Raw genomic sequence first — 17174 nt, 5'->3', positions numbered from 1 at the left:
GTTATTAATACGCCTGTTAGACCCAAAAAACGAATTCGTATGATACATACGATTTTATCATACGAATTCGTTACTTTTAAGGTCATAACCCTAAAGAAGCCTGCTGTGAAGATTAAAAAATTCTGGAAACGAATTTTATTAGGACTAATCTTAGTCCCAATGTTAGTGGTAGGAGGCCTCATACTATATATTCAGAGCAATCAATCTGAAATTATTAAAGAGGAGATCGCACTACTAAACAAAGAACACAAAGGGCTTATCAGCGTTGGTAAAAGTAAATTATCTCTTTTTGGTAACTTTCCATATATCTCGATCAAAGTATATGATGTGCAAATTTTTGAAACCAAAGAAGACAATGCGCCCATCATCATGGATGTAAAAGACATATACATAGGTTTTAACCTATGGGATATGGTGAAAGGAGATTATGATATTCAGTCGTTAGTAGTAGAAGACGGCGTTTTTAATATTGTGATTCACGAAAATAATACGACAAATATTCAAAACTCTTTGGCCAGCACTTCTGAAACAGAAACCCCTTCCACCAATATTCATCTAAAAAAAATTCGATTTAAAAGTCTGGACATCCATACCTTAGATGAAGCTACGAATACAGACGTCGAAAAATTTATGTATGCCGGTACCGGTGGTTTTAGTCAAAAAGATAGTATCATCGCCGGGCATATAGACACTCATTTTGAGTTAAATGTGATCAAAGATGGCGATACTACCTTTATCCATAATAAACATCTAGAAGTGCATACAGACCTTGTATTTAATGAACACACGGGCATTCTTGATATACAACCTTCTGGTATTGTCATGGAAAATGGTGATTTTGAGTTAGAAGGCTCTATAGACACGAAGAATGATGTAGATCTTGACCTTGCTATAAACGGAACAAAGCCTAATTTTGATATGCTGATTGCTTTTGCTCCAACAGATGTCATACCGGTATTAGAAAAGTACAGAAATGCCGGCGAAATCTATTTTAATGCTACGATCCAAGGACCCGCTAACAAAGGAAATAGACCTTTTATTAATGCTAATTTTGGAGCTGGGAAAGCTTTTCTGGAAAATACTAAAAGAGGGAAAAAGATCGATAATATGGGCTTCAATGGTCATTTTACGAATGGAAAAAATAGAGATGCAAGTACCATGGAATTTTCGCTAACCGATATGACAGCATCTTTAGAAAAGGGAGAATTTTCAGGTTCTGTTTTTGTGAAGAATTTTGAATCTCCAGAAGTGAATATGCAAGTAAACTCGAATTTCAATCTTGATTTTATTGCAGATTTTTTAGAACTAGATCAAGTACAAGAGGCCTCTGGAGAAGTGTCGCTGAAAATGAATTTTCATGATATTATCGATATTGACGAGCCAGAAAAAGCATTACAAAAACTCAATCAGGCGTACTTTGCAGAACTGATTGTAAAAGACTTGAGTTTGGTTGCCAAAGAACTTCCCGCTCCTTTGCAAGATATGAATGTACATTTAGTAATGAATGGTAAGGAAGCGACCCTGAACCAATTCGAACTGTTGATGGGAAATTCTGATATATCTGTAAGTGGTTTTCTTTCGGACTTACCTGCAATTGTGCATCATACGGATATCCCTGTTGATGTTCATTTGGATATTAGTTCTAATAACCTGGATATTGCCGAATTAACCCGTTTTTCAATACAAGACTCCACCAAAACCGGATTCGATGAACAAATAAAAGGTCTAAGTACAGGGTTTTCTTTTAAAGCTTCTGCGAAAGATTTCACAGAATCTAAGTATTTACCCAAAGGCGAATTTTTTATCGATAGTTTATATGCTGACTTGAAGCATTATCCACATAAACTTCACGATTTTCATGCCGATGTGTTAATCGATGATAAAGATTTAAAAATAGTAGATTTTACGGGATATATAGATGATAGTGATTTTCATTTGGACGGGATCATACATGAGTATGCTTTCTGGATGCAACCCCAACTGAACGGAGATGTAGATTTAGATATCAATCTTACTTCTAATAAGTTAAGACTAGAAGATGTCTTTTCGTATAAGGGAGAAAATTATGTTCCAGAAGAGTATCGACACGAAACTTTTGATGATTTGGCATTGCATGTTGCGGCTGGTATGCACTATAAAGATTCGGCTTTACATTCCATCGATCTTGCTTTAGATAAGTTGGATACAAAAATGAAATTGCATCCGCTTCGCTTTCATGATTTTAGAGGAAACATTCATTACGAAGATGAACATATCGTTATAAAAGACTTTCATGGCGAAATAGGAACCACTAATTTTAATTTCGATCTAAACTATTACTTAGGAAAAGATGAGAAAATAAAGAAACGAGATAATTATCTCGAATTAAAGGCAAATTATATCGACTTTGATGCACTTTTTAAGTTCGATGTAAATCCTCCGAAACCAACAACAATTGTTACTTCAAAAACTGCAGATGTAAAAGAACACGCAGAAGCTTTTAATCTATATGAATTACCATTTACAGATATGCAGTTTAAGGCGGATATCGCTCACTTTATATATCATAGAATAGATCTACAAAATATCAAAGCAGCGATAAGAACAACACCCGATCATTACGTTTATATCGATACCTTACATATGGATGCTGCAGGTGGAAATATTCGATTAAGTGGGTATTTTAATGGCAGTGATCCGGAACATATCTATATGCAGCCGGATTTGGTGATGAATAATGTTGATTTAGATAAATTGTTGTTCAAATTTGAAAATTTTGGGCAAGACCATCTCGTTTCAGAAAATTTACAAGGAAAACTCACCTCTAGAATTAAAGGTAAGATTAGAGTATACCCGGATATGGTGCCAGATCTGGACCAATCTACCATAGAAATGGACGTAAAAGTATTAAATGGAAGGTTGAAAAACTACGACCCCATGCTGGCGCTTTCGGATTATATGGGAGATAAAAACCTGCAGAACATTCGTTTTGATACTTTACAAAATAGCTTGGATATAAAGAAAGGGAAGATTACGATTCCGGCGATGAGAATCGAATCTACGTTGGGTCATATGGAATTGTCCGGTACTCATGATAACAATCAAAATATCGATTACTACATACGTATTCCCTGGAAAACGGTAAGAAAGGCTTCCTGGAAAAAATTATTTGGTGCCAAGAACGATACTACTGCTATTAGCGAGGAGCAAGAAGATGAAATTGTAGAAGTAGATCCTAACAAAAAAATTAAGTACCTCAATCTAAAGATCAAAGGCAGTATAGATGACTACAAGGTTTCATTAGGTAAGAAAAAAGAAAAGTAATTTAGTGATCCCCGGTCAGTGACTAGAGGCAATATTTGCTAGAAAAGACATAATAAACGAAAATACTTTTTTGCTAGCCTTAAACTTTCTGTTTACTTATGATCTTAATGGGGTATTTCCAAATTAACAACTCCATCTCTTCCATTTCCTAAAGCTCATCAAGCTACTTACTATCATTCTCAACAGAATTTTTTTATACACTGTTTAAAATGTAATTTTATAACAACGTAGTTTGATAACCAAAAACACATGGGACAAAGAGGAAATTATATCATCAAAACCAAAGACGGTATCGATATTTATTATACGCATTGGCGAGCAAATTTAATTGCGAATGACTTATTGCTTGGTAAAAGAAAGTTTATAGATCATATTCAACAGTTTGAGAAAAGAGATGAATTAATCAATGAACCCTGGATAGAAGGATGTGTGCTAGTAGATTTGACTATCAAAAAACTGTTATTCTATGAAATAGAACAATTATCTGAGTATTCATTACGAGAAGCATATCTCGCAATACTTAAAGATAAATGGCCTGGTTGGAAAATAGTTTATGCTGAAAAAGAAATGTATGATATCGAAAAAGAACTTTCTATATCCTACACAAAACATCAGGAAACAAATTTTAATAGAATAGAAATAGAACGACTAAAGAATGATGAGGTCAGTGATTATGTGGCCTGTTTCATTATTTTAAAAAAAGATGGACAAGTAGCTTTAAAAAAGCTTTACACCGGATCTGATGAAGAAGTAGCATTAGTTGGAGAGCAGCTTATTGATATTTTGCAGAATAAACCTTCCAGTCCATTGGTAAAAGAATCAGAAATTGAAATCTGGGATATATTACTCATTGATCGTGATCAAAAACAATTATATGTAAATCAAAGTATAACCGGCCTTAACGAAGCATTAGTTGATTTGTGGCCAAATTGGAAAATTGAAATTGGTAGTTTTGGATATATCAAGTTACTTGAAGTGGCTGGATACGATACAACAGAACTAAGAATGAACCAAACAGAGATTGACGAGCATATCAAGTCAATACTCAATTATAAAGATGATTTCGATCCTATTAAAACTGCAGAAAAGATTTTAGAGAATCATCAGGACGTGAAGTTCCATCCTAGTTTCTTTGAGAATATAAAACCTAAAAAAACGTTGTTGGACAAAATAAAATCGATATTTAAGAAAAAATAAAAGACAAATTATGAAATTCTTAAGATCGTCTTTGATGATATTACCTATAGGCTTTTCGTGTTGTACTACATCTCGATAGTTCTGCTGAGCCCTTCGATAAACTCAGGACAGGCTTATCTAAGTACATTTTAGACTACGCTATGGCTACACAAAAAACACTCAATGAGATGGCATGGTTTTGATACTAATTGGAGTATGCTCGTCAGATCATTTTCCATATTTCTAATCGAATTCCGCTAATAAAAGAATTAATTTCATACCTAAATTAAACCTTTTTTAAATAGTAAAGTCTAAGTATAGCACACACTTATGTCTAAATTTAAATCTTAAAACATGAAAAACTCCAAATTCACTTTTTTGTTCCTTTTAGGAGCTATTATTTTAATTTCATCTTGTAAGGATGATTCGAACAATGATCCAGGTGATTCATCTACCGAAGGCAGCACACCATTAGCTGCATTTGATGAATTTAATCCTGATGCTGTCACCGTCTCTTTTGATGGTGATGAAATTACCATTGAATCAAATGGTTTGCCTAATCACACCTCTCCATACTGGGAAGAGACGGAACCGTTGTATATTGATCCCGTAGTGGCTACTCGATTGACTCCCGGACGTATTGGTGGCGATCGTAGTTTTATTGTTACTGTTCCTTCTGCACCAGAAATAGCTGCTACGAGCACAGCGACAGGGCTAGGTCCTATTGGTATTTCTGTAACTGGAGTACCAATTTTTAATGATCAAGAAGGAGACAATAGACCAATCGAAGAAATGATTGTAGAAACATTTGATTATGCAGGAGCTCACAATGGACCTTCTGGGTATCACTACCACGTAGAGTCTTCTGATGTTCCTGAAAATACCACGCTCTCTCATGATGATGAAAAATTGGTAGGAATCCTGGCAGATGGGTTTTTAATTTATGGAAGAAGAGAAATGGATGGTTCTTATCCAACGAATTTAGATGAGTCAGGAGGGCATTATGGAGCGACACAACACAGTGAAGGTGAAGAATTCTATCATTATCATATCATTAATGAACTGTATTTAGGGAATATAATAGCGCTTTTTGCTGTTGATTTGAAGGGCACCCCTAATAGCATTATGTAGGTAATACAAGAGATGATTGATTGAAAAGAAACCACCATTCGCATTTTCTTCTAATTTGAGGGTGGTTTCTTTTTTAACTAATCACCGAAATTAAAATCATTACAATGAAAATATTTTTTTTGGCACTTTTGTTTCCTTGTTTTCTATTTATTGGCTGTTCTGAACAAAAGGAAAAAGCATCAATAAGCCCTGAAACAGATCTCCTATTGGAAGTGCCAGAAACTATAGTAGAAAAATCAGTACTGCACTATGATCATAAAACATCGGTATGGACTTTAAACGATCAGCTATATTCCGGATTTGTTGTTAGTTATTATCCAGATAATAATTTGAAGGAAAAATTTGGAATCTTAAACGGGAAAAAGCAAAACAAGTTTATTCAATGGTATCCTGACGGGCATTTTAAAAATGTTGCGGATTATCATAAGGGGAAATTACATGGAGAAAAAAAAATATGGTCTTCAGATTCAGTACATATCCTAATTGCTCATCTCAATTACCATAAAGGTAAACTGCACGGACAGCAAAAGAAATGGTATCCAACTGGTGAGCTTTTCAAGAAGTTAAATATGAATAAAGGAAAAGAGGAAGGCATACAGCAAGCATTTAGAAAAAATGGTGCTTTATATGCAAATTACGAAGCAAAGAATGGTAGAATTTTTGGATTAAAAAAAGCAGCCCTTTGTTATGGACTAGAAGATGAAAACGTTAGATATAAAAAAGAATAGCGTTTGAGATGAAAAGTTTCATTTTAACGAAATAGCGATCGAGATCTTTGTATAATCTAAGAGGCTATCCGGAAAGTAACTTTACTATGTCAAACTGAGCTTGTCAAAGTTTTTTAATCGGTTGATTTTCAAAATGTCTTCGACAGGCTCAGACTGACAATTTCAGGTTTTGTTCACTTCTCAGACCTTTAGTTTGCAAGGGTATTTAAACTTATAGTATTACAGTACTACTAATTAGACTAACAAAACTAGCATATCGTATTACCGACCTCCAACAACAAGCAAAGAAATATTTAGTTTTTCAATAACATTGTCCATGTGGGATTTTCTGTTAATCAGTCTGTTTAACCATCCTCTGTTATCATTAACACGTCCCATACATAACAGCTCTACGTTGTTTTTGTGAACATAGGTCGTAAGACCGTCGAGAGAATAAGGGTTTTCTTCAAATTTATATTCTACAGAATTCATAAAATTACAAGCAGACTTAATATGGTCAATTGCTAATTTAGCGTTGTCTGCAGCAGATTTTTTACGAACACTAAAGAATTTCACAGGATTTTCTGACTGCTTATTTAGGTCTTTGACAATATTTACCGTGTGGTTATCGATAACATTATTGTTATTATAAAAACCTAAGGAAATATCACTGTCCGGTTGGAACGTTTTTTCTTTACCGGTAATCATAATAATCCCGGGATGTTTTTTTAATAAAAATTTAGTGACACCATCTTCTAAAAAGTTAATGAACTTTTTATCTCTTTTACCCACGACAACAATGTCAGGATTGGTTTTCTGTATGTAATTATGGATTTCGCTTTTTACGTTACCAAAAGTGAAATTATAGGTAATCGCAACATTCTCTTCTTCAGAAATACGAAGTACCATGTCCTGTAGTTTTTTTTCTGTCCTAATATATGTCTCGTTGATAGTGCGCATCGCAGAAAGTTGGTTTTCATACTGTACAACATTTGCCGGTGGGCATACATGAAATAGTTCAATCGTTCCATTGATTACTTTAGCCAAATGGATTGCATTTTTTAGAGCAGTATGCGATTTTTGAGTTAAGTCAACAAGGACTAGTAATCGATATTTATTGTTGAGATCTTGATTTTTCATGGTTTTAAGTTTTTAGGCTTGTTTTTAAAACAGTCATAGATTCCTATATTTTTAAATGTAATTATATATATTGGCATTGCCATTTATAATAGGTTTCTACAAGTTTTTAATCATTTATTATTGATTGGATTGTAGTAAAGGAATTATTCTGAAAAAGAATATATACATTTTTTAGGTATACCTTTGCTATACGTATATGAAATACTAATGGTAAGCAATTATACCATTTCTGGAGGAGGTATAGGGATTTCTAGATGCACATCCCATAAAGAAGTTTGTAACCAAGAGCAAAACGATTTTTTATGGTAAGAAACGTGATATGAATAATCACTAGTAAGTAATATCTCTATTTTTTCGTCTTTACCGTCTTTTTCTTGTTTTTCCTTTTCAGCATTTTTATCCCAATCATAGTTCACTAATTCATAATCGTCCTGAAACAAGAAATCAAAGGTTTGGGTTACGGGCTGAATAACCATAGTGCATACCACAAAAACAAAGGCAAATTGCCTAAAAAAATGGATGTTATGCTGTGTTTTGTCATTCATCTTGTCATCGTTTTGAAAATTTAGTTTATTATAAAGTAGCTTACTTTGGTATTGATTTATGCTACTGCTAAAATTTCATAACTTACTAAATATAAGATTAATAGCAGCTTTGTCTAATACGTAGGCCGCATATTAACCAGACTTTAACACCTGTTTATAGATGTAATTTTCCCTAGAAATGATGTTTATGAATATAAATTAGAACAATTTACTTGGAAGAGATATGGCTGAAAACTGATAAAAGTCAGGAATAAAGATTTAGAAAAATGGTAACATTGATGTTTAACTCTCATCTATGGAGATTGCAAAGGACATTGTGTTACGACCGAGATTTTTTCAGGATTTGGATGTGCCATCAGAAAAAGCTCTGGAGGCTTTCGAGAAAAAAGGAAAAACTTGTAAAGATTTTAAGATCAGTCGTATCGATCATCATGTGTTTATACGGATTCCCAAAAAAGATCAACACTTTTGGTCTCCGCAATTGCATTTAGAGATTTATGATATAGATGACAAACCAAAACTCAAAGGACTTTTTGGACCCAGTCCAACGGTTTGGACATTTTTTATGTTTGCTCATTTTATTGTGGCCACAGCATTCATAGGGGCAGGTATCTGGATGTATGTTAATATGAGTTTAGGAGATGATTATCTATATGCTATCATTGCTATGGTCTTACTTTTTGTTACCTGGTTTGTATTGTATTTTGCAGGTCGCTTAGGCAAAGAAGCGGGTAAAAAAGAAATGCATGCATTGTATCAGTTTATGAAAAGTACATTGGGTGGTACTAAGAAATAAATATTACTGTTTGTCTGTGATGTTTTTGTAAGATGTAAAATATTCTTTTATCTAATTTAGTTTTTTATAATTTCGAAAAATTGCAAAGGGCCATTATTATTAGTGACTGCAAAGAGTTTTTCATTTATTAGGACAATGTGTCTGGAATCCATATTATACGTATTTAGACCACTTTCTAAAGAATTTAAAGCCTGAAAGCTATCCTTTTTATTTATAAGAACTAGACCTTTACTTGCATTGCTGATGCCACTTTCTTCATCCACTCCAAAATCATTTCCTACTAGTATAAGGTCTTTAAATGTGTCTTGGTTAATATCCTTTACCAATACATCTTGGATGGGTGCAAATTGAGCTTTCTTAGGTAGCGCTTGGATTTGGAAATGATCATCTCCAACATTTTCAAGATAGATAGATTCGAAATAATGAACTTCTCTATATTGTGAGCGATCCGGAATAATAGTTTCTAGTGAAGCCTTAGAATAGGAATCATAATTTTGAAAAGTCCTGCGAATACTTTTCATCTGATTAAACAATTTATCTAAGTTAGCCTTAGGATATGTAGCACTGTCTTTAGGAAAATAATAACATGTAATGGCATCCAAATCTTTATTGTTGTCAAAATCTCCCCAATAAATCACCGCAGGATGCTTTGCAGATGCATTGTAAACAGAATTCGTTCCTCTATTTCCGGCAATTAGGTCAAGATCACCATCATTATCCATATCAGCTGCTCTGATAATATTCCACCAGCCTCCTGTTTTGGATAGCCCATTATTTTCTGACATCTTAAATTGACCAGAGGTATCTTTTTTTAGATGCATAATTGGCGTCCATTCTCCGGCCACAATCAGTGAGTTAGAAGAGAACACAACTCCACTATTAATAATACCTAATTGTCCTTGGTTGGGTAATAATGCAGATTTATCAGTAAATGTTCCATTGTCATTTTCTAACAACCAGCTTTTTCCTGCAGTCGGATAAGCATTCCAGTTGGCATATCCGCCTATAAAGATATCGAAATCTCCGTCTTGATCGTGATCAAAAGGAATTACACAGGAGGTAGATGTTGTTATATTAGGTAATACTCCTTTTGTAAAATTTCCTTTTCCATCATTTATATACAACCGATCTTGATACAGAGATGCATCGCTAAATTCATTACTTCCACTGGATACATATAAATCATTATCTCCATCTCCATCAATATCAAAAAAGGCACAGCCTCCATCTTCATATTTTTGATCATCATTAAATATTGGAGTATTTTTTTCGATAAATTTTTCATCTCTTTTTTGTACAAAGAGTTTACCCGGCTGCTGTGCGCTACCTCCAATATATAAATCATTTAATCCATCTCCATTAATGTCTGCTGATGCAATCACGGGGCCTTCGTTTGATAATTTATGTTCTAGTAAAGGTTCTGCCTTGAAATCTTGGTATGAACTTTCTTTATGTGTGTATATTAGATTATCCTTAGAAGTGGTAATCAAAGGCTCAGGTATTTCAATCGGTTCTCTTTTATATTCTGCAGCTTCTGTAAAATTTAATACGATACGTTGATTGGCTTTGATATTGTTCAATACTTGGCGTTTTCCTTCTGGCCATATAACTTCTAACTCATCTATTTCGGTAATTTTACCTAAACCAAAATGTAAATTAGGGTCTACAGATGAAATAAAACCTCTGTAAGGATTAGAGGTTCTTATTTGTTGCCCATCTGCAGTTTTGATTGTGACAGTTGCGCCAAAGCCCAAGGAATTACCCTGTGAACCTTTTAGAGAGATAGAAAGATAATTTCCCAACTGCTTTTCGCGACTAGTATTTTTAAATAAAAAAGATTCCTGATTGAAATTATTTACAATTAAATCCAAATCACCATCCAGATCCAAATCGGCATAAGCAGAACCATTAGAATAAGAAGGGAAACCTAAACCACTTTCTACAGTTCTATCTTCAAATTGAAGACTCCCGGTATTTTTATAGAAATAGTTGTTTATTTTGGTACTAGTCATTAGGTTAATAAGGTCTAATGGTTTAACCTGGTCATTTCCTCCTGCTTTTTCAATAGCTTCAACAGATCTGTATTTTAAATAATCCTGATCTGTAATATCATTATAATGTCCATTAGAAACATAAATATCTTGCCATCCATCATTATCAAAATCAGCAAATAGAGTAGACCAACTCCAATCGGTATATGCGATTCCTGCTAGTTGTCCTATCTCACTATATGTACCATCTCCGTTGTTTAGGTGCAGCATATTACGAGTAATCTGATGATAAAACCCATACTTTTTGGCCAGATGGTATTTGTCATAAGAACCTCGACCCTTTAATTGCTTTCTTCTATAATTATCCTCTGGAGTCATATCTACATTCATCACATCTTCTAATCCATCATTGTTAATATCTGCGATATCCAATCCCATGGCACTCACCGGAATATGATTAAAGATAGTTTCTATTTCATCCTTAAACGTTCCATCTTTTTGATTGATATATGCGTGGTCTTTTGATGAAAAATCATTAGAAATATATAAATCTACCCAACCATCATTATTGAGGTCTTTAGGAACGGCACTCAAACTAAAATCGGAATTTATAATACCGGCTTTTTTTGAAACTTCTGTAAATTTCTTATTTCCATCATTACGATATAATCTATCAGCATAAGCTTCATTCCAAAAAACGTGATCAGGAGTAATATTTCCTTTCTTTTCTTTAGAGTCAAAAATGTGATTTGCTTTATCAAAATCTGCTCTGTGATTCATAATATATAAATCAAGATCTCCATCGTGATCATAATCAAAGAAAACAGATTGATTAGAATAACCATTGTCTGCAATCCCATATACATCTGCTTGATTCGTAAATGTGTTATCTTTATTATTAATTAACAATACATTTTTTCGCATATCCGGTTGTGATGATAAAGATTTACACAAGTAAATATCCTGGTATCCATCATTGTTAATATCCACAAAAGTAACGTCGGTAGTAAAACCAGCAGAAAATACACCAGCAGATTCAGAAATTTGTTCAAATTTTAGGTCACCTTTATTGAGAAATAATCTACCTCCAAATAAGTTGCCCGTCATAAAGACATCTGGCAATCCGTCATTATTAACATCACCAATTCCAACTCCACCACCATTGTAGTAGTTTTCATATGTTATTATATTGATCGCATCGGTTTGGTTTACTTCGTTTAAAAAATAAAAACCGCTACTTTCAGGGTTTTGTAATTCAAACAACGTTGGTTTTTTAGTTGTTGCATCTATAGAAATTATTTGTTTTTTATAAGATTGATCTGTCTTACAAGCGCATACTATGGCGATTAGAATGAAACAAATAAGCTTTTTCATTTTTTTAATTTTTTAACAGCGGTTAACACGTGTTTTCCTACTTTGTCACCTTGCTTAATACCTTGATAAATAGCTGGTTTAAAGTGAATCCCACCGTAAAACCTGCTAATTGCTGCCTCATCAGAAGCGTGAATGAATGAAGAAAATGAACGAGGCGGCATTCCGAAAGGGACTTCGGTTGTATCAGTAAAACTATAGTTTTCTCCGAATCGATATGTTAGTAAAGTAGCTGCCACTCTTGAAACTACACTATGGCCACTGGTGTATTCTGGAAAGTTGGGAGTGGACAAAATCGGGAACCAACCCGGATCAATTTCATTCTGAATTACAGTAACAGGTCTAATATAATGGGTGGCGTATTTAGTTTGCCAACAACTAATAAAAGCATCAAAAATACCAATAGATAAACTGGTATACGAATAAGCAACTTCTTCAAAAGTATGTATTTCTTTGCGAGAAGCCAATCTGCATATGTTCATCCAATGTCCTCCCGGAGTTAATTTTTTCTCAGAATAGGTAATATGTCCTTCTTGTCTGGAAATAATTGGATTACAATCCCAGAATTTAGCAATGGCTTCGGTACTATCTGTTTTTGTATTAACAGCTTCGTAGACCTCTATTAATTCTTTATGGAAATCACTTCCTTTTGTAAGATCATATTTTGTGGGAGCGATTGGAGTAAACTGGTTTGCAGAATCTAGGGTAACATACCTGATTTTTTCCCAATGGGGCTCAAGCGCATCCATATAATCGGGTGGTGTAGGAGTCCAAGAGCCTTCTTTTTCTAAAAGCGTATAGCCCTGCATATTGCGGGTTTCTGGGTAATTATCTTTTTGTAACCACTCTCTAATAGAGGCAGTTGCTTGTTTACTATAGGATTTTATAGCATCTAGATCATCGATAGTTGCAAATTTTTCATCTAATTGTTTGATTTCAGTTTCTATATGATTAGTCGTATAGACCAATTCCTTAGCTACTAGTAAAAAACTATATAAAGAAGCTATTTCATGCTGTTTCCCTTCATATCTCGGAATATTAGGAAAATCAGGAAGAATCGTTTTTAAGGACACATAGTCTGTATGCTTCTGGCTTATAATTTCATACGAAATCAGATTGGGATATAAGTAAATCCTACTGGCTACCGGTGGGGAAAAAAAATCGTGCACAATATCTTTTTCCAGTGCGATATTAACAGAGTGTAAATTTTCGGCATCAGGAGCTTCCACTTTTGGAGAGGTGCAAGCGGCTATAGTTATCGTGGTAAGGAGTACTATAAACAGGTAATGTACTGATCGATTTTTCATGAAGTAATATCAAAAATATGAGCTAAAGTATAAAAATTTGTTAAGATGTAGTTATCAATAAAATATTAATAAGTATGAAACATCATAATTTATACGATGCAATGTTTAATCTGCATATTTGCTTGTTTGTATGCTTTTTAACAGGTGTAAACACCTGTTTACCGTAATTATTTTGTTTAATCACTGTAAATTAATAGGAATTTTACTATTTTCATCATTTTATAGTAATAAACCAAATCGTAAACTATGATGAAACAATTACTTTATCAACAAAAGCGATCAATTTTCGCTTATTTTTTATTTTTCTTTTTTGTGGCAGCAGCTCAGATGTATGGGCAATGTCCACAAGGGGGGGCGGATTTTGACCCTGATTTTGATGCTATTGCTTTAACATTAGGTAATAGAACTCAGGTAAACAGTAGCACTTGGGCTGGTGAATATCAGGTGATAAACAACGTTACTGCAGGCAATACCTATCGTTTTGATTCTTGTGGAGCTTCTTATGATAGTGAAATTACAATTTTTGATCCATCAAATGCTCCAATAGGATTTGACACTAATAGTTGTGGTGATGATGGACAGATTGATATTGTTGCTCCTGTTTCAGGATCCTATAAATTTCAGGTTAATGGTACAGGATGTACTAATGGTGCTCAAAACACACCATTATTTGTCACATTACTTTCTACAGGAGGAGATACAACAGCCCCCATATTTCAGAACGGGACTCCCAATGCATCATCAATAGCACAAACAACATTGACCTTGGGGACAGATATAGATGAGGCAGGAACGATTTATTATGTAGTCGTCCCCGATGGAGCTGGAGCTCCCTCTTCTGCACAAGTGGTAGCAGGTACTAATGCTGGAGGAGGGCCTCCTATAACCGGTGGCAATGCAGCTGTAACTACAGGAGGGTTTACCAACGATTTTAGTGTTACCGGATTAACGGCAGCAACGGGATATGATGTGTATGTAGTTGCTGAGGATGATGAAGGAACACCAAATTTACAAGCATCGCCAACAAAAATAGATGTGACCACAGCTTCTCTTATTCCTTTAACCATTACAGGGCTTACAGGACTTGATAAAGTATATGACGATACCACTGCGGCAAGTGCTACAGGAACGGCTACATTATCGGGAGTACAAGGAGGGGATGATGTGAGTCTTGGAGGAAGTCCAGTCTTTACTTTTGCAAGTGTCAATGTAGGCACAGGGATTACCATCAATACAACGGGTTACACCATCAGTGGAACAGATTCAGGGAACTATACACTGACTCAACCTACCTTATCAGCAGACATCACCCCGAAAGAATTAACGATTACGGGTCTTACAGGAGATAACAAAGTGTATGATGATACTACCGCAGCAAGTGCCACAGGAACTGCATCACTAGTGGGAGTTGAAACAGGAGATGATGTTTCTTTAGGAGGAAGTCCGGTCTTTACCTTTGTAATTGCGAATGTCGCAACTGGCATCACAGTCAATACGACTGGTTATACAATTTCAGGAACTGATTCAGGAAACTATGCGCTAACTCAGCCTACCTTGTCAGCGGATATCACTGCAAAAGAATTAACGATTACGGGTCTTACGGGAGTTGATAAGATATATGATGGAACCACAGCAGCTACAGCCACAGGAACAGCTTCACTAGTGGGAGTTGAAACAGGAGATGATGTTAGTTTAGGAGGAAGTCCAGTCTTTATGCTTGCCAGTGAGAATGTAGGAACGGGAATCACAATGAACACTTCAGGATATACGATTTCAGGAACGGATTCAGGAAATTATACGTTGACGCAGCCAACACTTTCTGCTGATATTACAGCGGCTGAATTAACTATAGTAGGCTTAACAGGAGATAACAAAGTATATGATGGAACGACTGCAGCAACTGCAAGTGGAACTGCAACCTTATCAGGAATCATCGGAGCTGACGATGTGAGCTTAGGAGGAAGTCCAGTCTTTACGTTTGCCAGTGAGAATGTAGGAACGGGAATCACAATGAACACTTCAGGTTATACGATTAGTGGAACAGATTCAGGAAATTATACCTTGACACAGCCAACACTTTCTGCTGATATTACAGCGGCTGAATTAACTATTGTAGGGTTAACAGGAGATAATAAAGTATATGATGGAACGACTGTAGCAACTGCAAGTGGAACAGCAATCTTATCAGGAATCATAGGAGCTGATGATGTTATTTTAGGAGGAAGTCCAGTCTTTACGTTTGCGAGTGCGAATGTAGGAACGGGAATCACGATGAACACTTCAGGATATACAATCTCGGGAACAGATTCAGGAAATTATACCTTGACACAGCCAACACTTTCTGCTGATATTACAGCGGCTGAATTAACTATAGTAGGCTTAACAGGAGATAATAAAGTGTATGATGGCACGACTGCAGCAACTGCAAGTGGAACTGCAACCTTATCAGGAATCATCGGAGCTGATGATGTTATTTTAGGAGGAAGTCCAGTCTTTACGTTTGCGAGTGCGAATGTAGGAACGGGAATCACGATGAACACTTCAGGATATACAATCTCGGGAACAGATTCAGGAAATTATACGTTGACACAGCCAACACTTTCTGCTGATATTACAGCGGCTGAATTAACTATAGTAGGGTTAACAGGAGATAACAAAGTGTATGATGGCACGACTGCAGCAACTGCAAGTGGAACTGCAACCTTATCAGGAATCATCGGAGCTGATGATGTTATTTTAGGAGGAAGTCCAGTCTTTACGTTTGCGAGTGCGAATGTAGGAACGGGAATCACGATGAACACTTCAGGATATACAATCTCGGGAACAGATTCAGGAAATTATACATTGACACAACCTACATTATCAGCAGATATTACCGCCAAAGAATTAACTATTAATGGATTGACTGGAGATGATAAAGTGTATGATGGTACAACAGCAGCTACTGCAACCGGAACAGCGACCTTGTCGGGAATAGTTGGAGCGGATGATGTTAGCTTAGGAGGAAGTCCAGTCTTTACTTTTGCTTCTCCAAATGGAGGTACAGGAATTACCATTACTACCACAGGTTATACGATCAGTGGAACAGATTCAGGTAATTATAGCTTAACGCAGCCTACCTTATCAGCAGATATCACAGGACAGACAGTGGCTATTACGTCTACAGAAGTTGGTCCTACCGGAGCAAACCCAATACCTGTAACAATTACTTTCTCAGGAAATGTGACAGGTTTTGTAGAAGGCGATATCACAGTTGGTAATGGTGCTACATCTAACTTTAGTGGATCAGGTGCTGTGTATACAGTGGATATAATTCCTGCTACATCAGGTGTGGTAACAGTAGATGTGGATGCCAATGTTGCTATGGATGCAGGAATGACAGGAAATGTTGCTGCTCCTCAGTTTAGTATTACGTATGATAACTTATTAAGTATTGATGATGAGTTATTGGCGAATGGTTTACGTTTGTATCCGATTCCGGCGACAAATAGTATTACTATAAGTGCAGATACTGGTTTACGTTTAGAAAAAACAGAGATTTTTGATATTCAAGGAAAGATGATTATTTCTAAACCTTTAAAATCAACTACAGCAACACACACGATTGATATTTCATCGATGGAATCAGGAGTATATTTGATGACCGTATATTCTGAAAATGGTTTTACCATCAAAAGAATCGTTAAAGAATAAATATTCTTTGTAAC

General features: G+C 35.3%; 10 protein-coding genes. 6 read left to right on the top strand and 4 right to left on the bottom strand.

The genetic code is table 11. From position 1 onward, the window contains the following. Window positions 1-39 precede the first annotated feature (39 nt). From ACFSR1_RS01195 to ACFSR1_RS01180, 4 genes are all read left to right on the top strand, one after another. On the top strand, window positions 40-3303 hold the full coding sequence (locus tag ACFSR1_RS01195) for an AsmA family protein (RefSeq protein WP_378288821.1): 3264 nt from the start codon (window positions 40-42) through the stop codon (window positions 3301-3303). 249 nt (window positions 3304-3552) lie between these two features. Continuing rightward, window positions 3553-4500, top strand: coding sequence for a hypothetical protein (locus ACFSR1_RS01190; RefSeq protein ID WP_378288819.1), 948 nt, complete (start codon window positions 3553-3555; stop codon window positions 4498-4500). A 333-nt stretch (window positions 4501-4833) separates the two neighbouring features. Further along, window positions 4834-5610, top strand: a complete 777-nt coding sequence (locus ACFSR1_RS01185) for a YHYH protein (RefSeq protein ID WP_378288817.1) — start codon at window positions 4834-4836, stop codon at window positions 5608-5610. 104 nt (window positions 5611-5714) lie between these two features. Then, window positions 5715-6338 (top strand): toxin-antitoxin system YwqK family antitoxin, encoded by a 624-nt coding sequence (locus ACFSR1_RS01180; protein WP_378288815.1) that lies wholly within the window; start codon window positions 5715-5717, stop codon window positions 6336-6338. Window positions 6339-6599: 261 nt separating this feature from the next. Here ACFSR1_RS01180 and ACFSR1_RS01175 read toward each other — a convergent pair whose 3' ends face one another. Next, the gene (locus tag ACFSR1_RS01175; protein WP_378288813.1) at window positions 6600-7457 is read right to left on the bottom strand and encodes a universal stress protein; all 858 of its coding nucleotides are present in this window, start codon (window positions 7455-7457) and stop codon (window positions 6600-6602) included. A 218-nt stretch (window positions 7458-7675) separates the two neighbouring features. Next, window positions 7676-8002, bottom strand: a complete 327-nt coding sequence (locus tag ACFSR1_RS01170; protein WP_378288811.1) for a hypothetical protein — start codon at window positions 8000-8002, stop codon at window positions 7676-7678. A 295-nt stretch (window positions 8003-8297) separates the two neighbouring features. Between ACFSR1_RS01170 and ACFSR1_RS01165 the strand changes: the two genes are divergently transcribed. Beyond that, a complete protein-coding gene (locus tag ACFSR1_RS01165) occupies window positions 8298-8798 on the top strand; it encodes a GTP-binding protein (protein WP_378288809.1) in 501 nt (166 codons plus the stop codon). Window positions 8799-8854: 56 nt separating this feature from the next. Here ACFSR1_RS01165 and ACFSR1_RS01160 read toward each other — a convergent pair whose 3' ends face one another. Both ACFSR1_RS01160 and ACFSR1_RS01155 read right to left on the bottom strand, forming a co-directional pair. After that, window positions 8855-12163 carry a VCBS repeat-containing protein gene (locus tag ACFSR1_RS01160; protein ID WP_378288807.1) on the bottom strand — a complete coding sequence of 1103 codons (3309 nt, stop codon included), beginning with the start codon at window positions 12161-12163 and terminating at the stop codon, window positions 8855-8857. Beyond that, window positions 12160-13467, bottom strand: coding sequence for a vanadium-dependent haloperoxidase (locus ACFSR1_RS01155; protein WP_378288805.1), 1308 nt, complete (start codon window positions 13465-13467; stop codon window positions 12160-12162). Before ACFSR1_RS01155 ends, ACFSR1_RS01160 begins: the two co-directional genes overlap by 4 nt. 246 nt (window positions 13468-13713) lie before the next feature. On the opposite strand from ACFSR1_RS01155, the gene ACFSR1_RS01150 reads away from it, so the two are divergent. Further along, the gene (locus ACFSR1_RS01150) at window positions 13714-17160 is read left to right on the top strand and encodes a YDG domain-containing protein (protein WP_378288803.1); all 3447 of its coding nucleotides are present in this window, start codon (window positions 13714-13716) and stop codon (window positions 17158-17160) included. The last annotated feature ends 14 nt before the right edge of the window (window positions 17161-17174 follow it).

Origin of the sequence: Aquimarina rubra (assembly GCF_042684305.1) — a bacterium.
In the GTDB taxonomy this organism is placed as follows: domain Bacteria; phylum Bacteroidota; class Bacteroidia; order Flavobacteriales; family Flavobacteriaceae; genus Aquimarina; species Aquimarina rubra.
The sequence above is the reverse complement of the archived record's forward strand: the minus strand, read 5'-3'. Positions and strand labels throughout refer to the sequence as shown.